General features: G+C 64.7%; 16 protein-coding genes. 8 read left to right on the top strand and 8 right to left on the bottom strand.

Annotation, left to right across the window (positions count from 1 at the left end):
• Positions 1-4: 4 nt before the first annotated feature.
• Positions 5-349 carry a RidA family protein gene (locus A6B35_RS23850; RefSeq protein WP_006204639.1) on the bottom strand — a complete coding sequence of 115 codons (345 nt, stop codon included), beginning with the start codon at positions 347-349 and terminating at the stop codon, positions 5-7.
• A gap of 35 nt (positions 350-384) precedes the next feature.
• Positions 385-1,710, bottom strand: coding sequence for an alanine racemase (locus A6B35_RS23855; protein WP_006204638.1), 1,326 nt, complete (start codon positions 1,708-1,710; stop codon positions 385-387).
• A 77-nt stretch (positions 1,711-1,787) separates the two neighbouring features.
• On the opposite strand from A6B35_RS23855, the gene A6B35_RS23860 reads away from it, so the two are divergent.
• Positions 1,788-2,729, top strand: a complete 942-nt coding sequence (locus A6B35_RS23860) for an amidohydrolase family protein (RefSeq protein ID WP_006204637.1) — start codon at positions 1,788-1,790, stop codon at positions 2,727-2,729.
• Here the strand turns inward: A6B35_RS23860 and A6B35_RS23865 are convergent.
• From A6B35_RS23865 to A6B35_RS23880, 4 genes are read right to left on the bottom strand one after another with little or no spacing between them, the layout of a single operon-like run.
• Entirely contained in the window at positions 2,703-3,674 is a 972-nt protein-coding gene (locus tag A6B35_RS23865; RefSeq protein ID WP_006204636.1) for an ABC transporter permease, read from the bottom strand. The two genes, A6B35_RS23860 and A6B35_RS23865, sit on opposite strands and share 27 nt — an antisense overlap.
• Positions 3,674-4,636 (bottom strand): ABC transporter permease, encoded by a 963-nt coding sequence (locus A6B35_RS23870; protein WP_006204635.1) that lies wholly within the window; start codon positions 4,634-4,636, stop codon positions 3,674-3,676. Before A6B35_RS23870 ends, A6B35_RS23865 begins: the two co-directional genes overlap by 1 nt.
• Positions 4,633-6,132 (bottom strand): sugar ABC transporter ATP-binding protein, encoded by a 1,500-nt coding sequence (locus A6B35_RS23875; RefSeq protein WP_006204634.1) that lies wholly within the window; start codon positions 6,130-6,132, stop codon positions 4,633-4,635. Before A6B35_RS23875 ends, A6B35_RS23870 begins: the two co-directional genes overlap by 4 nt.
• A gap of 27 nt (positions 6,133-6,159) precedes the next feature.
• Complete coding sequence (locus A6B35_RS23880; protein ID WP_006204633.1) at positions 6,160-7,212, bottom strand: ABC transporter substrate-binding protein; 1,053 nt, start codon at positions 7,210-7,212, stop codon at positions 6,160-6,162.
• A 238-nt stretch (positions 7,213-7,450) separates the two neighbouring features.
• Between A6B35_RS23880 and A6B35_RS23885 the strand changes: the two genes are divergently transcribed.
• The 4 genes from A6B35_RS23885 to A6B35_RS23900 all read left to right on the top strand — a co-directional run bounded on the left by A6B35_RS23885 (position 7,451) and on the right by A6B35_RS23900 (position 19,095).
• Positions 7,451-8,251, top strand: a complete 801-nt coding sequence (locus A6B35_RS23885) for an IclR family transcriptional regulator (protein WP_006204632.1) — start codon at positions 7,451-7,453, stop codon at positions 8,249-8,251.
• Between the two features lie 637 nt (positions 8,252-8,888).
• On the top strand, positions 8,889-15,872 hold the full coding sequence (locus A6B35_RS35715) for a VCBS domain-containing protein (protein ID WP_065518265.1): 6,984 nt from the start codon (positions 8,889-8,891) through the stop codon (positions 15,870-15,872).
• A 192-nt stretch (positions 15,873-16,064) separates the two neighbouring features.
• The gene (locus A6B35_RS23895) at positions 16,065-17,738 is read left to right on the top strand and encodes a type I secretion system permease/ATPase (RefSeq protein ID WP_244426034.1); all 1,674 of its coding nucleotides are present in this window, start codon (positions 16,065-16,067) and stop codon (positions 17,736-17,738) included.
• Positions 17,739-17,757: 19 nt separating this feature from the next.
• Positions 17,758-19,095, top strand: a complete 1,338-nt coding sequence (locus tag A6B35_RS23900; protein ID WP_006204816.1) for an HlyD family type I secretion periplasmic adaptor subunit — start codon at positions 17,758-17,760, stop codon at positions 19,093-19,095.
• 106 nt (positions 19,096-19,201) lie between these two features.
• On the opposite strand, the gene A6B35_RS37240 is transcribed toward A6B35_RS23900, so the two are convergent.
• Positions 19,202-19,336 (bottom strand): hypothetical protein, encoded by a 135-nt coding sequence (locus A6B35_RS37240; protein WP_006204815.1) that lies wholly within the window; start codon positions 19,334-19,336, stop codon positions 19,202-19,204.
• A 103-nt stretch (positions 19,337-19,439) separates the two neighbouring features.
• Between A6B35_RS37240 and A6B35_RS37545 the strand changes: the two genes are divergently transcribed.
• The 3 genes from A6B35_RS37545 (at position 19,440) to A6B35_RS23915 (ending at position 22,638) form a co-directional block, all read left to right on the top strand.
• Positions 19,440-20,243 (top strand): SapC family protein, encoded by an 804-nt coding sequence (locus tag A6B35_RS37545; protein ID WP_006204814.1) that lies wholly within the window; start codon positions 19,440-19,442, stop codon positions 20,241-20,243.
• A gap of 434 nt (positions 20,244-20,677) precedes the next feature.
• Positions 20,678-21,415, top strand: a complete 738-nt coding sequence (locus tag A6B35_RS23910) for a WecB/TagA/CpsF family glycosyltransferase (protein ID WP_006204813.1) — start codon at positions 20,678-20,680, stop codon at positions 21,413-21,415.
• Positions 21,412-22,638, top strand: a complete 1,227-nt coding sequence (locus tag A6B35_RS23915; RefSeq protein ID WP_006204812.1) for an FAD-dependent oxidoreductase — start codon at positions 21,412-21,414, stop codon at positions 22,636-22,638. The genes A6B35_RS23910 and A6B35_RS23915 overlap by 4 nt, the downstream gene beginning before the upstream one ends.
• 76 nt (positions 22,639-22,714) lie before the next feature.
• Here A6B35_RS23915 and A6B35_RS23920 read toward each other — a convergent pair whose 3' ends face one another.
• The gene (locus A6B35_RS23920) at positions 22,715-23,869 is read right to left on the bottom strand and encodes a GNAT family N-acetyltransferase (RefSeq protein ID WP_006204811.1); all 1,155 of its coding nucleotides are present in this window, start codon (positions 23,867-23,869) and stop codon (positions 22,715-22,717) included.
• Positions 23,870-24,039 lie beyond the last annotated feature (170 nt).

Genomic DNA, 24,039 nt, shown 5'->3' on the forward strand with positions numbered 1-24,039 from the left:
GGCCTCAGACCGCCGCGACCGCGGTGACCTCGATGCGCAAATCGGGATCGGCCAGGCGCGCCTCGACGCAGGCGCGAGCCGGCAGGCGCTCAGGATCGACCCAGGCGTCGTAGATGCTGTTCATGGCTTCGAAGTCGCCGATCTGCGGCAGGAAGATGTTGACCGCCACCAGCTTCGACTTGTTGCTGCCGGCCTCGGCCAGCAGCGCCTCGACCTTGGCCAGCACGTCGCTAGTCTGGCTTTCGATGCCAGCCTTGCGGTCGTCGGCCACCTGGCCCGCTATGTGCACGAGGCCGCCATAGACGACCGCCTGCGACATGCGCGAGCCGGACTGGAAATACTTGATCATATCGGATCCTTTCGTGGTTCTCTTTTGGGGCCTGATCAGCCGAAATAGGTTGGAAAGGCGTGGCGGACGTGCCCGCTCTCGTCGACACCAAAGATCACGCGGTAGCGGTCGAGGCAGGTGCAGGGGTGCGAGATGCCGAATTCGATGACGTCACCGACGGCGATATCGGCGCTGGGTGCCAGCGACAGGAAGGCGTGCTGGTCGTTGAGCTTGAAGACTTCGGCGAACCTGGCCTGTGCAGGCAGCGGCTTGCCGTCGCGGAAAACCGTCAGCGGCGTCGCAAAACCCTGGTCGAATGAGACGTCGCGCATGCCCATGCCACAGATGGCGAGGCCAGGTTCCGGCCGCGACAGCACTTCGGCCCAGACGCGCAAGGCCGGACGGAAGGAGTTTCGCGCCGACGCATCGACGCCACCGATCGCAAAGCCCTTGCGAGCGTCGAGCGTGCCGAGCGAGCGGTCGTAGATGCCATGGTCGTGGAAGAAGATGGCGCCGCTGCGCAACACCAGCGTCGCGTTGCCATCCCTGGAAACAACAGGCGAAAGTGCGGCAACAACCTTGTCGAAGAAGACCGAGCCGCCGGCGGTGGCGATCAGCGGCACACCGCTGCCGACGCGGGCGCGCAGCCTGAGGAACATGTCGGCCGTCGTCGCCAGCAGGGCCGACACCGCTTCGTCGGTGCGGCCGGGATCGGGTTGCGCCGCTGCCCCTTCATAGGTTGCGACACCAGCGATCAGCAGTCGCCCGCCGGCGGCCGTGATCGCGTCGGCGATCGCCTCGGCCTCGGCGGTGGTCCGTGCGCCCGCCCTGCCCGCGCCCAGTTCGACCAGAACGCGCAACGGCGGCAGCGCGCCATTGGCGCGCCAAGCCCCGGCCAGCGCGTTCACGGCGGCGACGGAGTCGGCAAAGACGTGAAGCTCGGCGTTCGGCCAGGCGCTGGCCAGCGTCGCCAGCCGGTTCGCGCCGCCAGCACCACCGACCTCGTTGGCGATGATCAATCGCGTCGGACCGGCCTTCAGCATCACCGTGGCCTGCCTGATATCGGCGACGGTGGTGCCCCAGGCTCCGGCCTCGACCAGCGACCGGGCAAGGTCGGGCGCCATCGGTGTCTTGGCATGCGGCGCGATCGCGACACCCTGCTCACGCGCATAGCGCAGGAACAGGTCGCGATTGGCGGCGAAGGCGCTCTCGTCGAGGGTCAGCAGCGGCAGCGACATGCGACCCTCGGCCGGATGCCAGCGCTGTGACGCGACCAGGCTGCTGTCCAGCCCGGAGGTGCCGGGCGGCACGCCACGGATACGGTCGTCGAGCAGAAAATTTTCACGCACGACGAGCGGCGGAACCGGTGTGTTTTCGTTCATCCGATGCTACCCCTTTCGCCGTCGCCTGTAGAAGCCCGGACCGAATGCCAAAGCCGGTCCGACCTTGAGAGAGACGCGTGCCGAAACCCTACGCCGGACCGATCATCGACGCCCATCATCATCTTTGGGATCTTGGCCTCGACCGGCATCCCTGGCTCACAGCCACCGCCGCCGAACGCGGCGGGCTGGGCGAGCTTGGCCCCTTGCGCCGCAACTATCTCCCCGAGGATTATCGACGCGACGCCGCGGGGCATGATGTCGTCGCCACCGTCCATGTCGAAGCCGGCTGGGCGAGCGACGATTGCGTCGGCGAAACGCGCTGGCTGGAGACGCTCGACAAGTCGCGCGGTGTCGCCGACCGCTATGTCGTCCATGTGCCGCTCGCCAGCCGAGAAGCACCCGCTCTGCTCGACGCGCAGGCGGCATTCGACCACGTCGTCGGCGTTCGCGACATACTGAGCTGGGATCCCGATCCTGCGCGCCGCTTCGCCGCCCGCGATGGGATCATGGACGATCCAGCCTGGCGCGCCGGCCTTGCCTTGCTTGGCGCGCATCGCCTTTCCTTCGACCTGATGGTGTTTCCACGCCAGCTCAGTGATGCAGCGCGGCTTGCAGCCGCCTTCCCCGACCACCAGTTCGTCCTCAACCATTGCGGCAGCCCGATCGATCGCGACGCCGAGGGCATGCGCAGATGGCGCGACGGGCTGCGGCTTCTGGCTGAGCACGACAATGTCGCCATCAAGATTTCGGATCTGGTCGCCTACGATCATGAGTGGACGCTCGACAGCCTGCGGCCGGTCGTCCTGCATTGCATCGACTGTTTCGGCACCGGACGCGCCATGTTCGGCAGCGACTTTCCGGTCGCCGGCCTGCACGCATCGTTCGACGAGGTGTACGACAGCTTCAAGACCATTGCAGCGGACCTTTCCGCGGACGAGCAGGCGGCGCTGTTTTTCGGCAACGCAAAACGTATCTATCGGCTGGACGAGATTTCATCGGCGGGCCTGCTCACGGCCTGAGAGGAGCAGCAGCCCCAGGATCAGCGAGCCGAACAGGATGCTTCGCCAGCCGGGCGACGCGTTGACGACGGTGATCAGGGCGGTGATGGTCACCAGCAGGATCGCGCCGGGAATGGTGCCGGCATAGGTGCCGAGCCCACCGAGGATCGACGTGCCGCCAAGCACCACGGCGGCGATCGACGCGAGCAGATAGGGATCGCCGATCCCGACATAGCCCTGCCCGTTCATGCCCAGCACAAGCACGCCGGCGAGGCCCGAAGTGAAACCGCTGATACCGTAGACGGCAAGCGTCGTCGACGTGACCGGCACCCCGGACAGCGCAGCGGCGAGCGGATTGGCGCCCATGGCGAAGATGCGGGCGCCGAAGGGCGTCGCGTGCATGACCGTCAACACGATCATCGAAACGGCCACCCACAACAGCACGCCGGCCGGAATACCGGCCGGCCGCGCATTGCCGAGCCAATGGACCAGCGGGTTCTCGGCGGTGACGGCGCTGCCGCCGGCAATGATGATCAGCAGGCCCTGCAGGAAGGTCGCCATGGCCAGTGTCATGATCATCGGATGAACGCGCAGCAATGCCACGCCAAGCCCGTTGACCAGGCCGATGATCGTGGTCAGCGCCAGCACCGCAAGCACTGGGGCAAGGCCGGTCGGATCGGCCTGCCATGACAGCAGCGGCAGGCTGATGGCGCTGACGGTGACGATCGCCGCGACCGAAAGGTCGATGCCGCCGGCGATCACGACGAAAGTCTGGCCTGCCGCGACCAGGCCGATGACGGCGCCGAGTTCGACCAGATAGCGCAGATGGCCATAGGCGCCGAAGCCGCGCGACGCGAAGCTTGCCGCGATCCAGACCGCGGCGACGATGGCAACCGTCAGGAACGGCCGGCTGGAGAGGATCGCCATGACCCGCCTGCCGCCCGCGCTGTCTTTCCATCCTGTCATTACTGCACCTTGCGGAATTGCGGGATGGCGACTGCGCCGATGATGATAAGACCCTGGGCGACATATTGGGCGACCGGCGTGAAGCCGAGGAAGAACATGACGCTGATCATCAGGCTGAGCAGCAGGCTGCCAGCGAGCGCGCCGCGCATCGTGCCCTGCCCGCCGAGGAAGCCGATGCCGCCGAGCACGGCGGCGGCGATGGAGTTGAGCGTGAAGGCCGCTCCGATGACCGGGTCGCCAGAGCCCGTTTGCGCGGCGACGAACAGGCCGGCGCCTGTCGACAAAAGGCCACTGATCGCATAAGCGGCGACCCGCGCGGCATCGACCGGCACGCCGGAGCGATAGGCGCCGACCGGGTTCTCGCCGGCGGCATAGAGGCTCAAGCCCAGCGGCGTTGCGAGATAGAGCTTCCACAGAAGAACGATCGCCACCAAAAGCACGAAGGCCGTGGGCGTGTCGCCGGCAAGCAGGTCGGACAGCCATTCGGGAATGGCGCCGCCGGGCCTGGGCAGGATCAGCAGTGCTGCACCGCCGATGATGAAGGACCCGGCAAGCGTCACCACGATCGCCGGCAGGCGAAGCCGCACCACGATGAAGCCGGTCGCAGCACCGATGCCAAGGCCGGTCAGCGCCACCGCAGCGGCGCCGCCTGTGACGCCCAGAGGTCCCGCCATCGTCGTCGCGGCAATAACCGCTCCGAGGCTGACAGTGGGGCCGATCGCCAGGCTGATGCCGCCGGTGAGCATGAGGATCGCCTGTGCCATAGCGACCAGCGCCAGCGGGAACCAGCTCTGGGTGAACTTGGCGAAGCCGGAGGCCGAAAACAGGCCAGGGAAAAGGAACCCGTAGGCGATGAGAAAAGCCAGCACGACGAGGAACAGGCTGCGCACGCCGATGTTGCGGCGCGCCTGCACCGGCCAGTAGAGCGCGCCGGCGGGCCGCGCGGAAGACACAGTGCTCATGCCGCGACCTTCCGATTCTCGGCGCCCATCGCGGCCGAAACGATGGCTTCCTCGCTCAGCGCCGCGCGCTCCAGCATGGCTGCGATGCGGCCTTCCCGCACCACCGCGACGCGCTCGCAAAGATGCACCAGTTCGGGCGTATCTGAGCTGAGCAGCACCACGGCCTTGCCGGCGGCGGCGAAGGCTCGGAGCATCAAATAGATCTCGCGCTTGGTCTCGACGTCGACGCCGCGCGTCGGATCGTTGAGCAGCAGCACAAGCGGGTCGTGCGGCATCCATTTCGCCAGCGCGACTTTCTGCTGGTTGCCGCCGGAAAGTGCCTGCGCCTGCCGTGCAAGGTCGCCCTTGATGCCAAGCTGGGTGGCAAGGCCCCTTGCCGTCTCGCGCTCGGCTCGCCGGCTGCGCAGCTTCAGCGCCGGCAGTCTGGCGAAGGCGGGCAACATCATGTTGGTGGTGATGGTGTGGATCAGGTGCAGCCCCTCGCGCTTGCGGTCGGCCGGCACATAGGCAAGGCCAAGCGCATTGGCTCTCGGCACGCCACCCGGCAGCCCCGGCGCGCCGTTGACCGTCGCCGATGCCGTCCTGGCCGGGATTGCGCCGTAAAGGCCGAGCAACAGATCCTCCTGCCCCTGCCCGACCAGGCCGCCAATGCCCAGCACTTCGCCGGTCCTGATGTCGAGATCGACGTCACGCATCAGGCCGGCCGAAAAATCGCGGACCGAGATTGCGGTGGCGGGCGATGGCGAAGGCCGCCATTGCGGGAAGAGATCGCCGGGGTCGCGCCCAACCATCAGCCGCACCAGCCCGGCGGCATCGGTTCCCTCCAGCGAGCGGTCCGCCGTGCAGATGCCGTCCTTGAGCACGGTGACATGATGGCAGAGTTTCATGACTTCGTTCAGCCGATGCGAGATGTAGAGAATGGCAATGCCTTCGCTGCGCAAACGCTCCAGCAGGTCGGTGAGGATCTTGGTTTCCGTCGCCGACAGCGACGAGGTGGGTTCGTCCAGGATGAGCACGCGCGGCTTGCGGTAGAGCGCCTTGGCGATCTCCACCATCTGCCGGCGCCCGAGCGGAAGCTGTCCGACAGGCGTCGACAGCGGCTCGTGAAGACCGACCAGTTCGCATGCGGCCTTCGCCCGCGCGGCAAGCGCGCTGTAGTCGACCAGGCCGAACCGCTTGGGATAGGCGCCGAGGCCGATGTTCTCGGCAATCGACAGGCTGGCTGTCAGGCTGAGCTCCTGCTGCACGACAGCAATGCCGGCCTGTCTCGCAAGCGCCGGCGTCATACGCGCCACTGCGCGCCCGTCGACCTCGATTGTCCCGCCGTCCGGGCGCAGGGCCCCGGACAGCAGGTTGATCAGCGTCGACTTTCCCGCGCCGTTCTCGCCGAGCAGCGCATGCACGCGGCCCGGCTGGAGAGCGATGGAAACGTCGCGCAGAACGGGGTTGCCGAAGAAAGACTTCGACACACCCCGCGCCGCGAGGAGCGGAGCCATGGTTGCCAATGCTACAACCCTTCAGGCTTATTTCTGGGCCAGCAGCTTCTTGAACAGCTCCTCATCGTAGGGTGAATAGATGTAGCCGTCAGCCGGGAAATCCTTGGCCCGGGCGAGGTATTCGTCGATGTTGGAATTGTCGATCACCGGCAGCGGGATCTTGACGAAGGCCGGCACGTCCTTGCCCTCCAGCGCCTGGACGGCGGTGTATGCGGCGAAGGCGCCGAGCCAGTTCGGCTGCATGGTCGCCCAGCTCTTCAGGCCCTTTTCCTTCCACAGTTCGAGGAACTGGCGCGCGTTCTCGCCGGTGATCGGCACCTGGTCGCGACCCTGCTTGTCGAGCGCCAGCACCGCGCCCGCCGACAAAGCGCCCCCGAGCGACAGGATGCCGTCGATCTCGGGGTTGGCGAACAGCAGGCTGGTCACCGCTTCCTGGGCGGGGGCGACATTGTAGGGCGTGTTGGTCTCGGCCAGCACCGTCACGTCGGGATGCGCCTTGAGTTCGGCATCGGCGCCCTTGCGCCTGTCGTCGCTTACCGAAACGCCGGCCGGGCCGTTGAGGATCAGGATCTTGCCCTTGCCGCCGATGGCGTCGATCAGGAACTTGGCCGCCTGGTCGCCCCACTGCGAGGAATCGGTGTTGACCTTGGCGGTGACCTGGTCGGTATCGACAAGGCTGTCGAAGTTGATGATGGCAATGCCCTTGGCACAAGCATCCGCGATCACGCGCGCCGGCGCGGTCGACGAACCGGCAATCAGGATGATGGCGTCGACGTCGGAATCGATCATCGACTGGATCTGCTGGATCTGCACATTGGCGTCGCCCTGGGCGTCGGTCACGACCAGCTTGTCGACCAGCCCCTGCTTCTTCAACGTCTCAACTTCGGCTTCGATCGTGCCTTGCGTCTGCTTCATCCAGGTCGGCACGGAATAGATGTTGGCCCAGCCGATCGTGTACGGCGCCTTGCGGTCGCCCTTGATGCATTTGGCAGCGGCATTGGCCTCAAAGCCCACGCCGATAGCCAGGAGGAGACCGAGGCAAAGGGCGCTGGCGGATGCGAAAAACGATGGTTTCATCATGATTGTTCCCCTTCTGTGGTTGTGTCCGGACGTGCAGGGTCGGCACGGGAAAACCACTCGGTTGCAGCATTGCGGCAGCCGCCTGTCTTCTCGTCTGGACTTTCTCTGCCCGGTTCACTTTTGTCCGGTATTTCAGACATCATGTCTGTATATCGGACAAAGGGGATGCTAGACTGAGCCTTGACTTCTTTCAAGCGTCTTGAGACGAGGACCAGAAAATGATTTTGAGCGGATGCCAATGATGAGCGACGGCGTGACCGAACTGATCGAAGCAAGCGGCATCGCGCCACAGAATGGCGAGCGCCGCCGCGGCATCGACCGCGTCATCATGCTGCTCGAGGCGCTGCTCAGGCACCGGGCGCCGATGCGCGTCGGCGACATTGCCAGGATGATCGGCGCGCCGCGCTCAACCACCTATGAAATCGTCAACAGCCTGCTCGAAGCCGAGATGCTCGAAAATGTCGGCACCGAAGGCTACGTCTATTTTGGCCGGGCGATGCATCTGTTCGGCTGGGCCTATTCGCACCACAACGCGCATTACCGTCGCATCCTCGAGACGCTGGACAGGATGGCCGCCGAGACCGGCGAGACGGTCCAGCTCTGCGGCCTGCGCGGCAACAAATATGTCGTCCTCGACTGCCGGGATTCACCCGGCCCGTTCCGCATCTCCAGCGATGTCGGCGTCGAGGTGTCGATCCCCTGGACGGCATCGGGCCGATTGCTGGTCGGCCATATGAGCGAGGAGGAAATCAAGAACTTCATTCCCGCCGGCGACTACAAGCTGCCCGATGGCCGCGTCATCGCGCCCGAGGAATTCTTCGCCGACGTCGCCCTGGCGCGCCGGCAAGGTTTTAGCGAAACCGCCGCCCTTGCCGACCGTTTCACATGGTGCATGGCCGCGCCGATCCACGACGGCCACGGCGCCATCAACAAGACCCTTTGTTTCGTCTTGCCCGTCGATACGCCGGAAGTCCGGCGCGGTGAATTGCTGTCCCTGCTGCGCGAGCGTGCCCGCGGCCTGTCGCTGGTTGGCGGCTAGCTCCGTCCGCGGCCAATCGGGATCGGCGCAGCGCTCTGTTTGAGCCCCCCTGCCTCCTGCAGCTTGTTTCCGCCCAATCTTCGCTTTCTTCGCGGCACAAAGAAAAAACGATGAAAGCCAGCTGATTCGGTAGCCGTCTGCCCCCAATTTGGAGTCGTCCTCGGCGGATATATTCCGGATGCTTCTGGTCACCGTGCGGCCGGTCCTGTGGCGATGCGCAGGAACGGACGTCGCCCCCAGATATTAACTGTTATGCTATGTTGGTTATTGACGCTTCCTCTCCGGAAGGGTTAATAATGTCCTAATATCAGCGTTGCATAAAATAAGCCCCCGACCGGCAACAACGGGTAAAGCGACGCTATTAGGGGCTGGGGAGCGCAGCGCGGCGAACATTTTCGCCGCAGCCATCACCATTTGAGCCACCACCCGCCTGTGACCGGCCATACCTTCCGTTGGCCGTAGCCGGGCGTCGGCGTTGGGGCCTTCAGGTGCGCTGATACAGGTACGCTGACACAATTGATGTCTGCCGGGCTCGGGCATTCCGGGCATGCGATAATTTTCGGCAAGGACGCGGCTGGTCTTCAACATCGGTCGACAGGCGGTGGGGCGTCTGTCGTTAAACAACAGGGGGTGAAACATGGCTACTCAGATCGCCGGTGCCGGCGGCACCACGACATCGTTTTCCAACACACCGCAGGCGAAAGACGACGTTTTCAACTACACCGAGGACACAGTCGTCATCGTGTCGGCAGCTCAGTCCATCATCCTGCTGGACGTGATGAAGAATGATCTGGGTGGAAACGCAAAGACCCTCTATTCGGTTGACGATGGGATTTCCGCCTCGACGGCCACCAAGCAATACGCGCCGATCGACCTGACGACGGCAGACGCCCAAGTGAGCGGCGTCTCTGCCTGGGAAGACATCGGCGGCGGCGTCTTCATCCGCATCAACAATGGCAAGGTCGAGATGAACCTTAGCCAGTATCTCGTGCTGCATGGCTTCTCCAGCCTGCAGGCCCTGGGTGCTGGGGATAGCATAAATGAGACGTTCACCTATGCGATCAAGCTCGGCAACGGAACGCTGAGCTGGGCCAGCGTGTCGGTCAACATTCAGGGCAGCAATGACGGCGCGACAATCACCGCGGCCCCAGGCGCTGACAAGACCGTAGTGGAAGCCGGCGGCGTCGCCAACGGAACGCTCAACGATCCCAGCGCCCAGGGACAGCTGATCCTGACAGACATCGATGCCGGGCAGAACCATTTCCAGGACCCGGCAAGCCTTCAGGGCAGCTATGGCACCTTCACCTTCGATACGACGACCGGCGCATGGACCTATGCGCTCAACCAGGCGCTTGCCGACCCGCTGACGCAAGGCCAGGCTGTGACCGACACGCTGACGGTGACATCGGCGGACGGAACCGCGAGCTACAATATCGTCGTCAATATCACAGGCACCAACGATGCGGCTGTGCTCTCGGCGGACGTCCGCAACCTGACCGAAGGCGACACCGCGGCCGACATCTCGACCTCCGGCACGCTCACCATCTCGGACGTCGACAGCCCCGAGACCTTCGTCGCCCAGGTGGGAACCGTGGGCAGCTACGGCACCTTCGACATCGACAGCGCCGGCGCATGGACCTACACGGCGAGTTCGGCGCACAACGAATTCGTTGCCGGCCAGCACTATGTCGAGGATTTCGATGTGGTGAGCGCCGACGGTACCCACACTACGGTGCATATCGACATTTTGGGGACCAACGACGCGGCGGTGATCACCGGTTCGGCGACGGACTCGGTGACCGAGGCCTCCGGCGTTGCCAACGGCACGCCCGGCGACGCGACCGCCTCCGGCGACCTGGATGCGACCGACGTCGACAGCTCGGCGCTGTTTACCGTGCAGTCCGCCGAGGCCAAGAGCTACGGCAGCTTCTCGATCGATGCGAGCGGGGCATGGAGCTACACGCTCGACGACACCAACGCCGCGGTCCAGGCGCTCAACAGCACCGGAGCGAACACCACGCTGCATGAGCTGGTGACGGTCACGACCGCCGACGGCACCGAGCAGGTGATCGACATCACCATCAACGGCGCCAACGATGCGGCGGTGATCACCGGTTCGGCGACGGACTCGGTGACCGAGGCCTCCGGCGTTGCCAACGGCACGCCCGGCGACGCGACCGCCTCCGGCGACCTGGATGCGACCGACGTCGACAGCTCGGCGCTGTTTACCGTGCAGTCCGCCGAGGCCAAGAGCTACGGCAGCTTCTCGATCGATGCGAGCGGGGCATGGAGCTACACGCTCGACGACACCAACGCCGCGGTCCAGGCGCTCAACAGCACCGGAGCGAACACCACGCTGCATGAGCTGGTGACGGTCACGACCGCCGACGGCACCGAGCAGGTGATCGACATCACCATCAACGGCGCCAACGATGCGGCGGTGATCACCGGTTCGGCGACGGACTCGGTGACCGAGGCCTCCGGCGTTGCCAACGGCACGCCCGGCGACGCGACCGCCTCCGGCGACCTGGATGCGACCGACGTCGACAGCTCGGCGCTGTTTACCGTGCAGTCCGCCGAGGCCAAGAGCTACGGCAGCTTCTCGATCGATGCGAGCGGGGCATGGAGCTACACGCTCGACGACACCAACGCCGCGGTCCAGGCGCTCAACAGCACCGGAGCGAACACCACGCTGCATGAGCTGGTGACGGTCACGACCGCCGACGGCACCGAGCAGGTGATCGACATCACCATCCATGGCGCCAACGACGCGGCGGTGATCACCGGTTCGGCGACGGACTCGGTGACCGAGGCCTCCGGCGTTGCCAACGGCACGCCCGGCGACGCGACCGCCTCCGGCGACCTGGATGCGACCGACGTCGACAGCTCGGCGCTGTTTACCGTGCAGTCCGCCGAGGCCAAGAGCTACGGCAGCTTCTCGATCGATGCGAGCGGGGCATGGAGCTACACGCTCGACGACACCAACGCCGCGGTCCAGGCGCTCAACAGCACCGGAGCGAACACCACGCTGCATGAGCTGGTGACGGTCACGACCGCCGACGGCACCGAGCAGGTGATCGACATCACCATCAACGGCGCCAACGATGCGGCGGTGATCACCGGTTCGGCGACGGACTCGGTGACCGAGGCCTCCGGCGTTGCCAACGGCACGCCCGGCGACGCGACCGCCTCCGGCGACCTGGATGCGACCGACGTCGACAGCTCGGCGCTGTTTACCGTGCAGTCCGCCGAGGCCAAGAGTTACGGCAGCTTCTCGATCGATGCGAGCGGGGCATGGAGCTACACGCTCGACGACACCAACGCCGCGGTCCAGGCGCTCAACAGCACCGGAGCGAACACCACGCTGCATGAGCTGGTGACGGTCACGACCGCCGACGGCACCGAGCAGGTGATCGACATCACCATCAACGGCGCCAACGACGCGGCGGTGATCACCGGTTCGGCGACGGACTCGGTGACCGAGGCCTCCGGCGTTGCCAACGGCACGCCCGGCGACGCGACCGCCTCCGGCGACCTGGATGCGACCGACGTCGACAGCTCGGCGCTGTTTACCGTGCAGTCCGCCGAGGCCAAGAGCTACGGCAGCTTCTCGATCGATGCGAGCGGGGCATGGAGCTACACGCTCGACGACACCAACGCCGCGGTCCAGGCGCTCAACAGCACCGGAGCGAACACCACGCTGCATGAGCTGGTGACGGTCACGACCGCCGACGGCACCGAGCAGGTGATCGACATCACCATCAACGGCGCCAACGACGCGGCGGTGATCACCGGCACGGCGACGGACTCGGTGACCGAGGCCTCCGGCGTTGCCAACGGCACGCCCGGCGACGCGACCGCCTCCGGCGACCTGGATGCGACCGACGTCGACAGCTCGGCGCTGTTTACCGTGCAGTCCGCCGAGGCCAAGAGCTACGGCAGCTTCTCGATCGATGCGAGCGGGGCATGGAGCTACACGCTCGACGACACCAACGCCGCGGTCCAGGCGCTCAACAGCACCGGAGCGAACACCACGCTGCATGAGCTGGTGACGGTCACGACCGCCGACGGCACCGAGCAGGTGATCGACATCACCATCAACGGCGCCAACGACGCGGCGGTGATCACCGGCACGGCGACGGACTCGGTGACCGAAGCCTCCGGCGTTGCCAACGGCACGCCCGGCGACGCGACCGCCTCCGGCGACCTGGATGCGACCGACGTCGACAGCTCGGCGCTGTTTACCGTGCAGTCCGCCGAGGCCAAGAGCTACGGCAGCTTCTCGATCGATGCGAGCGGGGCATGGAGCTACACGCTCGACGACACCAACGCCGCGGTCCAGGCGCTCAACAGCACCGGAGCGAACACCACGCTGCATGAGCTGGTGACGGTCACGACCGCCGACGGCACCGAGCAGGTGATCGACATCACCATCAACGGCGCCAACGATGCGGCGGTGATCACCGGTTCGGCGACGGACTCGGTGACCGAGGCCTCCGGCGTTGCCAACGGCACGCCCGGCGACGCGACCGCCTCCGGCGACCTGGATGCGACCGACGTCGACAGCTCGGCGCTGTTTACCGTGCAGTCCGCCGAGGCCAAGAGCTACGGCAGCTTCTCGATCGATGCGAGCGGGGCATGGAGCTACACGCTCGACGACACCAACGCCGCGGTCCAGGCGCTCAACAGCACCGGAGCGAACACCACGCTGCATGAGCTGGTGACGGTCACGACCGCCGACGGCACCGAGCAGGTGATCGACATCACCATCCATGGCGCCAACGACGCGGCGGTGATCACCGGTTCGGCGACGGACTCGGTGACCGAGGCCTCCGGCGTTGCCAACGGCACGCCCGGCGACGCGACCGCCTCCGGCGACCTGGATGCGACCGACGTCGACAGCTCGGCGCTGTTTACCGTGCAGTCCGCCGAGGCCAAGAGCTACGGCAGCTTCTCGATCGATGCGAGCGGGGCATGGAGCTACACGCTCGACGACACCAACGCCGCGGTCCAGGCGCTCAACAGCACCGGAGCGAACACCACGCTGCATGAGCTGGTGACGGTCACGACCGCCGACGGCACCGAGCAGGTGATCGACATCACCATCAACGGCGCCAACGATGCGGCGGTGATCACCGGTTCGGCGACGGACTCGGTGACCGAGGCCTCCGGCGTTGCCAACGGCACGCCCGGCGACGCGACCGCCTCCGGCGACCTGGATGCGACCGACGTCGACAGCTCGGCGCTGTTTACCGTGCAGTCCGCCGAGGCCAAGAGCTACGGCAGCTTCTCGATCGATGCGAGCGGGGCATGGAGCTACACGCTCGACGACACCAACGCCGCGGTCCAGGCGCTCAACAGCACCGGAGCGAACACCACGCTGCATGAGCTGGTGACGGTCACGACCGCCGACGGCACCGAGCAGGTGATCGACATCACCATCAACGGCGCCAACGACGCGGCGGTGATCACCGGTTCGGCGACGGACTCGGTGACCGAGGCCTCCGGCGTTGCCAACGGCACGCCCGGCGACGCGACCGCCTCCGGCGACCTGGATGCGACCGACGTCGACAGCTCGGCGCTGTTTACCGTGCAGTCCGCCGAGGCCAAGAGCTACGGCAGCTTCTCGATCGATGCGAGCGGGGCATGGAGCTACACGCTCGACGACACCAACGCCGCGGTCCAGGCGCTCAACAGCACCGGAGCGAACACCACGCTGCATGAGCTGGTGACGGTCACGACCGCCGACGGCACCGAGCAGGTGATCGACATCACCATCAACGGCGCCAACGACGCGGCGGTGATCACCGGCACGGCGACGGACTCGGTGACCGAAGCCTCCGGCGTTGCCAACGGCACGCCCGGCGACGCGACCGCCTCCGGCGACCTGGATGCGACCGACGTCGACAGCTCGGCGCTGTTTACCGTGCAGTCCGCCGAGGCCAAGAGCTACGGCAGCTTCTCGATCGATGCGAGCGGGGCATGGAGCTACACGCTCGACGACACCAACGCCGCGGTCCAGGCGCTCAACAGCACCGGAGCGAACACCACGCTGCATGAGCTGGTGACGGTCACGACCGCCGACGGCACCGAGCAGGTGATCGACATCACCATCAACGGCGCCAACGACGCGGCGGTGATCACCGGTTCGGCGACGGACTCGGTGACCGAAGCCTCCGGCGTTGCCAACGGCACGCCCGGCGACGCGACCGCCTCCGGCGACCTGGATGCGACCGACGTCGACAGCTCGGCGCTGTTTACCGTGCAGTCCGCCGAGGCCAAGAGCTACGGCAGCTTCTCGATCGATGCGAGCGGGGCATGGAGCTACACGCTCGACGACACCAACGCCGCGGTCCAGGCGCTCAACAGCACCGGAGCGAACACCACGCTGCATGAGCTGGTGACGGTCACGACCGCCGACGGCACCGAGCAGGTGATCGACATCACCATCCATGGCGCCAACGACGCGGCGGTGATCACCGGTTCGGCGACCGGGACGGTCGTCGAAGCGGGCGCTTCCAACGGCGGCGGCACGCCGACCGCGACCGGCGACCTTCTGTCGACCGATGTCGACAACACCACGGACTCGTTCCAGGCCGTCAATTCCGCGACAGCCAGCGCGCTCGGCTACGGAACCTACACTGTGACCGCCGCGGGTGTCTGGACCTATACGCTCGACAACTCGAACCCGACGGTCAACGCGCTCAATGACGGCCAGCCATTGAACGACAGCTTTACCGTCTTTTCCGAGGACGGCACGGCGAAACTGGTCACGATAACCATCAATGGCGCCAACGACGCGCCGCCACGCTTTGCGCCGACAGACATCCAGCTCACGCCAAGCATTCCCGCTGGGGACGTGAATTTCAACACGTTCAATTTCTCGGGCGCACTGACCGCGACCGACCCGGATTCCGGCAGCTTTGTCTACAGCATCACCTCGCAATCGAACGTGGGACTGTTCTCGATCACGGGCAGCACGCTGAGCTCGGGAGGCCTTTCACCGAGCAAGGTGTATTCCATCACCGTGCAGGCAACACAGGTCGGCGATCCGGCCGGGCCCGCCTATCAGTATAGCGAGACGTTCCAGGTCATAACCGGTACCAACGGCAATTCTTCGGATAGCCTCAATGGCGCCATTGGCGGAGACGACGTCCTTTACGGCAATAGCGGGGCGGACCAGATTTTCGGCCTGGCGGGCAATGACACGCTGTTCGGCCAGGATGGGAACGACACCTTGAATGGCGGCGACGGCAATGACAAGCTCGTTGGCGGGGCTGGCACCGATACGCTGACCGGTGGTCTGGGAACCGATACTTTCTACTATGGACCAGCCGTTTCGGAATCGCCTGCATCGGCTGCCAACGACACCATCACCGACTTCGTGCACGGCACCGACAAGATCGACCTATCTTCGATCGACGCCGTTGCCGGCGGCGGCGACCAGGCTTTCCTGTTCGGAGGGCAGAATGTGAATACTGTCGCCAACAGCATCACGTGGTCGGAAAGCGGCGGCAATACGATCGTCCGCGCAGATGTCAACGGCAACGCGACAGCCGATTTCCAGATCACCCTGACTGGTACCGGGCTCGGGCTGACGGCGAGCGACTTCGTGCTTTGAAACCATGAAGTGAGCCGCGTTGCGGCTCACTTCCCGTAGCATTTCCTGATCCAGCCTGCGCGTTAAGGTTTACGACAAGAATATCGACGGGCTGCGTGGCCGGCTGAAGGATCGGGAGTAGTATCGGCATACAGGTGGACAGGGGGGCGGTTCTCCGCTGGGTATTTGAGTCTCGACAGAAAATCGCAGATCGTGAAGGACGCCCTGCTGGCGTGCCGCCACTATTTCCTGATCGCGGCGGGCTTCAGCCTGGCGATCAACCTGCTCTATCTCGCCTCCCCGCTCTATATGCTGCAGATCTACGACCGGGTGGTGACCAGCGGCAGCGCAACCACGCTGGTGATGCTGACCATCGCATTGCTGGCGGCGTTCCTTGCGCTTGCCGGTCTCGACCTCATGCGCGCCACGATCCTGACGCGCGCCAGCGTGCGCCTCGACCGGCTGCTGTCGGCGAAGATCGTGGCCGCGTCGGTCGAGACCGCGCAGTCGGGCTCCTCGCAGAGCCAGCCAGTGCGTGACTTCGACACGTTCCGGCAGGTCATCACCGGCATGGGCATCAATGCGCTGTTCGACCTGCCCTGGTCGCCCATCTACATCGCCATCATCTTCCTGCTGCATCCCTGGCTCGGCTTCTTCGCGCTCGGCTCGTCCCTGCTGCTGATCGCCATGGCGGTCATCAACGAGTATCTGGTGCGCGCGCCGCTCAAGCAGGCCAACGATCTGGCGACGGCCAACTACAATTTCACCGAGATGAGCCTGAGGAACTCGGAAGTCATTCGCGCCATGGGCATGATCGACGGCCTCATCCGCCGCTGGGGGCGCGACCGCAGCCTGGCGCTCCGGCGTCAGACGCAAGCCAGCGACCGCGCCGCCCTGATGTCGGGGGTGATCCGGTTCCTGCGCCTGACCATGCAGTCGCTGATCCTCGGCCTCGGCGCCTATCTGGTGATCGAACGGCAGACCACGGCGGGTTCTATGTTCGCGGCCAGCATATTGCTGGGCAAAGGCCTCCAGCCGGTCGAACAGATCGTCGGCCTCTGGCGTAACCTGGTTTTGGCGCGGGCGGCACTGACCAGGGTCCACAAACTGATCGACGGCGGTGCACAGAGCGAAAGATCGTTCAACCTGCCCAAGCCCACCGGCAAGATTTCGGTCGAGCAGGTCAGCTTTGCCATTCCCAGCCAGCAGAAGGTGCTTCTCAGGGACGTATCGTTCCGGCTGGAGGCAGGCGAGGCGCTGGGGATCGTCGGCCCCTCGGGCGCCGGCAAGTCGACGCTGGCCCGTCACCTCGCCGGCGTCATGCAGCCCAGCCGCGGCACCGTCAGGCTGGACGGCGCCGATCTGTCGCATTGGGGGCGCGACGCGCTCGGCGACCACATCGGCTACCTGCCGCAGGACATCGAGCTGTTTTCCGACACCGTCGCCGCCAACATCGGGCGCTTCAAGACCAATGTCGACCAGGAGGTGATCGAGGCCGCGCGGCTCGCCGGCGTGCACGACATGATCATCCGCCTGCCGCAAGGCTACGAGACGCAGATCGGCGAAGGCGGTGCCGTGCTGTCGGGAGGATACCGCCAGCGGATCGCGCTTGCCCGGGCTGTGTTCGGCACGCCGAACCTCATCGTTCTCGATGAGCCGAGCTCCAATCTCGACGCCGATGGCGACCGTGCGCTGAGCGAGTGCGCAATCGAGCTCAAGCGCCGCGGCAGCACGGTGATCATCGTTTCGCATCGGCCGTCGACGCTGGCAAACGTCGACAAGATCCTGCTGCTGCGGGACGGCGCCGTCGAAGCCTTCGGCATGAGGAACGAGATCGTGGCACGGCTCAATCAGCGTGCGACTTCAATTGCGGTGGCAACCCAATGACCTGCCTGAGGAGTGACCGTTGAGCGACAGCGCCCTCATCTACAGAAGCCTGCCCGGCGAAGCCGGCATCCCGGCCCCGGATTCCATCCGGGTGCCGGCCTATATCGGCCTGCTGATCATCATCGCCTTCTTCGGCGTCTTCGGCGGCTGGGCCGCCTTTGCCCCGCTGAACGGCGCCGTGCTGGCCGATGCGGTCGTCAAGGTGGAAGGCAATCGCAAGAGCGTTCAGCACTTCGACGGTGGAACGGTAAAGGAAATCCGGGTCAAGGACGGCGACATCGTCAAGACGGGCCAGGTCATGCTGGTCCTCGACGACACCAGGATCCGTTCCGAGTTCAACCTCTACGCCCAGCAATATGCGCTCCTGCGCGCCACCGACGCCAGGATCAAGGCCGAGCTGGATGGCAGCGGGGCAGTTGCCTTTCCGCAGGACATCCTCAAGGAGCACATGCCTTATCTCAAGGATGCCATGGCAAACCAGATCGCCGATCTGGAAAGCCAGCGCGCCTCGATGGCCGGCGCCACGCAGATCCTGCAGCGGCGGATTGCCGAGCTTGATGAGCAGATCCAGGGCAAGCAGGCTCGCGTCGAATCGTACCGGGCCCAGCTGCAATCGACGATCGATGAAAAGGTCAGCCTGTCCAAGCTACTCAAGGCCGGCTTGACGACGCGGCCGCGCATTCTGGAATTGGACAGGTCAGCCTCCGGCCTGCAGGGCCTGATCGACGAGAATCTGGGGGCAATCGCCGGCAGCCGCCAGTCGAAGGCCGAGCTGGAAAGCCAGATCGCCCAGTTGACCAACGAGCGCCGGGCCAAGCTTTCCGCCATGCTGATCGACACGCAATCGGGCCTGGCGGACCTCGTGCCCAAGATGTTCGCCGCCCAGGCCGCCATGGACCGTGCCGAAGTTCGCTCGCCCTATGATGGCCAGGTGATGGATCTCAGCGTCTTTTCGATCGGTGCGATCGTCGCTCCGGGCCAGACGATTCTCGACATCGTGCCGACGCAGAATTCGCTGATCGTTCAGGCGCAGGTTCGCGTCGAGGACATATCAAACCTGCGCGCCGACACGACGGCCGAAGTTCGCTTCACCTCCTACAATCAGCGTTCGATACCGATCATCCATGGACGCGTCACCCGCATTTCGGCGGATCGCATCACCGACGCCAAGACCGGCTTCCCTTACTATGTCGCCGACATCGCGGTCGATCCGGCCGAACTGGCCGCGGCACCGCAGATCGCGCTTTATCCTGGCATGCCGGCTTCGGTGATGATCGTCACCGAGGAGCGCACCGCCCTCGACTACATATTGGGCCCGCTGCTCACCTCGTTTCACTCCGCCTTCCGCCAGAAATAGAACCTTGCCCGCCCTGTCGTTCGTGGAGGCCAAGCAGTGGCCCTCCCCGGTCGGCCTGAGGCCAGCAGCACGCTGGTGTCAGCCCCGAAGCAGAGGCTCTTCGCGGCTATTTGATTGCTTCGAGCTTGTCGATCGCCCCCGTGAGGACGGACGGTGAAACCGGAATGGTCGCCGGTCTGCGCGTCACCGATTTCATGCCGATGTTGAGATTGGTCGCCGCCTTTTCGATTTTCGGTATCATGCGCTAATTGAGCCAACGCGATCGGATGGCGGCAAAAGGGAGACGATGGCCGACAGCGACACAAAGACGGCACCGGCAGCGGAAAACGCGGCGGGCGCCGCCTTTGCCGCTGTTCTACTCCAGGCCGGAAGCGCTCAACCCGGTAAGGCACGGCTCGCTGGGGCTGACCGCGCGGGCCGACTTCGACTTCGCCCGCTCGGCGCACGCGATTCCGGTGGTGGCGTCGGAGATGCCGGCGGCGATGCGCTCCTATCCCATCGTCTTCATCGGCGCCGGCAAGGCACCGGTGATCATCACCGGCCTGCGCCAGAACGAGAACCTGTTCGTCGATGCCGACGGCAGATGGACCGAACCGCATTACGTTCCGGCCTATGTCCGCCGCTATCCTTTCGTTCTCGCAGACGAGACGACGACGACCGGTCGTCTGACACTGTGCGTCGACCGGGCGAGCGAGCGCGTCGTCGATCAACTGCTGGCGCCGTTCCGCGAGGACGGCGGCAGGATCGCTCCATTCTTCAACGGGACCGAGGCAGCGGACGCGACGAAACAGGCGCTGACCTTCTGCAACCAATTCCAGGCCGACTTCAACGCGACCCGCGCCATGATTGATAAGATCGATGCGCACGGACTGTTCGCACCACGCCAGAGCAAAGGTGACGCTGGAGGGCGGCGAGGTGCTCAACCTCACCGATTTCCAGGTGATCGACGAGCCGGCCTTCAACAAATTGAGCGACGAGGCCTTTCTCGACCTCAGGAAATCAGGAGCGCTGGGGCTGGTCTACTGTCACCTCGCCTCCTCCAACAGCTGGACATCGTTGGTCTACCAGGCCTCGATACGCGGCCAGCGCCGCTGAAACTGGCTGATATCGAGTCCGGTGAGACGCCCAGGACAGCTTGTCGTCCTTGAAGCATCATGGAATAGCCGCAGCACAGACAGTGCCGCCGCCACTTGAGCAGTGGTAATTGGACAATTGGCCAAGATCTTCCCACCCATTTTGATCCTTAAAATTTTAGACAAGATTTACATATTAACTAATCATTAATCTATCGCTTAACTTTCCGAGTTTTTTACTTATGGTGACAAGCAAGGGGGTAGGTTGGATATACTGGGGATGGGGCAGTTTTTCTATGCGCAAAATATCAGAGACCTCTCCAAGGGATCTTGGAGGAGATGAGGCCACGACAAGTGGATCGGCCCCCCCCGGTTCCGCACAACCTGCGACGCCCGTAACCCAGCATCCCCGTTCGCATCGTCAACGTTCAGCCGGGCCCGCACGCTCGGTTGATGTCGCGCGGCAAGATCTGGCTCGTTTCCAGGAAAGCCTTCTCGATCTTCCAACTGTGCAGCTTGGCGGGCTGCCGATCACGGTGATCGACCGGCCAAATGCCGCGCGCTTGATGATCGCCGCGGCGCGTGGCCACATCCGCAGCAGCCGTCCCTATTATTTCACCTCCGCCAATGGCGACGTCATCGCGCAGGCGCTCGCGAATGTGGACGTCGCCGTCCTCTTCCGCGAAGCCGACCAGATCTTCGCCGACGGCCAGCCGCTTGTTTTCGCCTCACGCCTGCTGTGCAGCAGGCATTTGCCGGAGCGGGTAGCCACCACCGACCTCTTTCACGATGTGGCCGAGCTCGCCGAACAGGAAGGCACGACCTTCTATCTGCTCGGGTCGACCGAGGCCGAGAACGACAAGGCCGTTGCGAGCGTCAAGGCCAGATACCCCGGCCTGCGCATCGTCGGGCATTGTCACGGCTTCCTTGCCGGCCAGGCGCTCGAAAAGAAGCTCGACGAGATCAACGCACTTGCGCCCGACATTTTGTGGCTGGGCCTCGGTGTTCCGCGCGAGCAGATCTTCGTCCGCGACTTTGCATCGCGACTCCAGAATGTCGGGGTGATCAAGACGTCGGGCGGGCTTTTCGACCATATCGCCGGCAAGGTCCGGCGCGCGCCCCTGTGGGTACAGAAGGCCGGATTCGAGTGGCTGTGGCGCGCGCTGATGGAGCCGCGCCGGCTTTTCTGGCGCTATTTCACCACAAGTCCCCAGGCCATCTACGCCATATTGAGGTATTCCAGATGACTGCCGAGCGTCCCCACCGTCCGCTGCCTGCCGGAACTGACACGGAGATCGTCATAGTCGGCGGCGGGCTTTCCGGCACGCTGGCGGCAAACGTCCTCGGGCGGTCCGGTTATCACGTCACGCTGATCGACCGCCATCAGGTTTTTCCGCGCGAATTCCGCGTCGAGAAGATCGCCGGCGACCAGATCGAAAAACTGCGCCGGATCGGCCTTTTGGACGGGCTTTCCGCAGCGGCCGTGGCATTCGACGAAATCGTCAACATTCGCAAGGGGCGCCTGCTCGACCGCACGCACGCCCGGCACTACGGCATTTTCTACGATGACCTCGTCGCCGCCATGCGGGCCGAACTGCCCGACACCGTGCGCTTCATCGCTGGTCGCGTGAGCGGACTGGAGGCAGGCCCGGAACGCCAGCGTGTGTCGATCCTCGGACACGGCGACGTGACGGCGCGGCTTCTCGTTTTGGCCACCGGCATGGGTGACATTCTGCGCCGCGACCTTGGCATCGAGCGCAAATTCGTCCACCAGCGGCAGTCGCTGACCTTCGGCTTCAATCTGCGCCCGGTGGGAGCAAGCGCCTTCCGGCATCCCGCCCTCACCTATTACGGCGAACGGGTTTCCGACGGCATCGACTATTTGAACCTGTTCCCCGCCGCCGAAGTCACCCGCGCCAATCTCTTCGTTTTCCGCGAGCATCGCGACCCTTGGGTCAAGGCGCTGCGCGACAATCCCAGGCAAACGCTCATCGAAACGCTCCCGGGTCTGGTCAAGGCATTCGGTGACTTCGAAGTGATCGACCGGGTCGAGAGCTGGCTAACCGACATCACCGTCGCCGAGAACTGCGTGCGCGACGGGGCCGTCCTGATCGGCGATGCCTACCAGACATCATGTCCGGCCGCCGGGACAGGCGTCAGCAGGCTGCTCACCGATGTCGAGCGCCTGTGCACGGTGCATGTGCCGCAATGGCTGGCCTCACCCGGCATGGCCGCCGCAAAGATCGCGACCTTCTACGCCGATCCGGTAAAGCAGGCGATGGACGAGCATGGTCTCCAGCTGGCGCATTTTCGCCGCAGCCTGACCATCGACACCGACCTGCGCTGGCGCGCGCGTCGGCAAATTCACTTCAGCCGCCGCCGCATCATGCACGAGATCGACAATCTAAGCCCCGCTTTCGCCGCCAGGCTGCGCAACCTCAGAAAGCCCGCGGTCGAACCCGTGGCGTGATCGCAGGCCAATCAGCCGATCTGTCGCCCAAACTGCGCAGTGGTTTTGGGAGACGCGCCTTGGGCTCGTTCCGACCTCAGGGCCCAGCCACTTCGTCGGTCGAGGCTGGCGACGTCACCACATGGCCAGCGGCGGCCTTCTTGCCGTGCGAACCGAGCACGCGCCGCGCCAGCGCTTTGGCCGCCGGCAATTTCTCGACCGTCAGATGCGCCGCCAGGCCGAGCGGGCTGCCGGCTCGGAAGATCTGCCACATAGGTGATGGCCGGCCGCCGAAGATGCGCTTGTAGGGCTCGTCGCCGATGGTGAAATCGAGGGAATGGTCGCCGCGCTCGATACAGTCGCGGGCGATCTGTTCGAACATCAGGCTGCCGATCGACTGCTTCCTGTAGCCGGCCTCGTCGAAGCCGCCCAGAATGACAAGCAGCGAACCGCGGTGCTCAAGGCCAAGCGCGCCGGCGATTGCCCGATCGTTCATCCAGAAAGTGTAGGTGCGAGCGAAACCGCCGCACCCTTCGGTCGCCACAGCCAGATAGAAATCGAAATAGGACGGCAATTGCAGCAGGTCGGCGGGGCCGTTGCTGCCATCGAAACGCTTGCCGCGATAGACTTTGAGCGCATCGAAAGTCGTGCGGATGGCAGCGACGTTGTCAGCGCATGCGAAGCGCGCCTCTCCTATTCGGCCAAGCTGCCGGGATTTCTTGTCGAGCTCCTTGCGGTAGGACTGGTCGAGCTGGTGCTCGCGCCAGGCGGCGAATGTCGGCTCCAGCTTGCTGGAGTAAGCGCTCATGCCCATGCTTTCGCGCTTGTCGATGCCAAGGAGCCGCTCGATCGCCAATGAGCGGTCCGCCAGTTTGCCGATGCGCAGAAGATCGTAAGGCTTCAGATGCCTTCGGATCGCGGCAACGGCTCGACTGTCCGCCACGATACGCGCGAAGGTCTCCTCGTCGGCGACCGGCGATACGTAGTCGGAAACGCGCATGTCGGCGAACTCGACCACTTTGAGCAATGTGTACCGGCGCCTGACCAGGGGCAAAACCATCGCGAGCTTTCCACCCGCGCCGTTTCGCACGACGATTACAAGTGGCGTGGCAGCGCCTTGCCGTACGATCCTCTCGTAGAGCTGGCTCAGCCATATGGGGTGCTGAAAAGCCGTCGCCGCCGAACTGGCGAAGAGTTCGGCATATTCCTTCGAACGGAAATCGAACGAATCCTCGGCAGTGACTTCAAACATGTGATCCGAACCGGCTGGGCCCGATCTATCGACGACGTCTTGCGTTCCGCGTCAAGGCGAATCGCAAGGATTGTTAGAAACTTGGTATATGCGAAAGATCGATCCATGGTTGCAAATCTGTCTTAGAATGTGCCCTCCATGGCAGGTTCGAGATGGGCCGTTCGACAGTT

The sequence above is a fragment of the Mesorhizobium amorphae CCNWGS0123 genome (assembly GCF_001686985.1).
Classification (GTDB): Bacteria; Pseudomonadota; Alphaproteobacteria; order Rhizobiales; family Rhizobiaceae; genus Mesorhizobium; species Mesorhizobium amorphae.

What these genes read in the sequence shown, in the direction of transcription:
- A6B35_RS23880 (WP_006204633.1), bottom strand. Translation starts at nt 7,212, where the DNA reads ATGATGAAACCATCGTTTTTCGCATCCGCCAGCGCCCTTTGCCTCGGT.
- A6B35_RS23870 (WP_006204635.1), bottom strand. Translation starts at nt 4,636, where the DNA reads ATGAGCACTGTGTCTTCCGCGCGGCCCGCCGGCGCGCTCTACTGGCCG.
- A6B35_RS23915 (WP_006204812.1), top strand. Translation starts at nt 21,412, where the DNA reads ATGACTGCCGAGCGTCCCCACCGTCCGCTGCCTGCCGGAACTGACACG.
- A6B35_RS23875 (WP_006204634.1), bottom strand. Translation starts at nt 6,132, where the DNA reads ATGGCTCCGCTCCTCGCGGCGCGGGGTGTGTCGAAGTCTTTCTTCGGC.
- A6B35_RS35715 (WP_065518265.1), top strand. Translation starts at nt 8,889, where the DNA reads ATGGCTACTCAGATCGCCGGTGCCGGCGGCACCACGACATCGTTTTCC.
- A6B35_RS23885 (WP_006204632.1), top strand. Translation starts at nt 7,451, where the DNA reads ATGATGAGCGACGGCGTGACCGAACTGATCGAAGCAAGCGGCATCGCG.
- A6B35_RS37240 (WP_006204815.1), bottom strand. Translation starts at nt 19,336, where the DNA reads ATGATACCGAAAATCGAAAAGGCGGCGACCAATCTCAACATCGGCATG.
- A6B35_RS23865 (WP_006204636.1), bottom strand. Translation starts at nt 3,674, where the DNA reads ATGACAGGATGGAAAGACAGCGCGGGCGGCAGGCGGGTCATGGCGATC.
- A6B35_RS23855 (WP_006204638.1), bottom strand. Translation starts at nt 1,710, where the DNA reads ATGAACGAAAACACACCGGTTCCGCCGCTCGTCGTGCGTGAAAATTTT.
- A6B35_RS23850 (WP_006204639.1), bottom strand. Translation starts at nt 349, where the DNA reads ATGATCAAGTATTTCCAGTCCGGCTCGCGCATGTCGCAGGCGGTCGTC.
- A6B35_RS23920 (WP_006204811.1), bottom strand. Translation starts at nt 23,869, where the DNA reads ATGTTTGAAGTCACTGCCGAGGATTCGTTCGATTTCCGTTCGAAGGAA.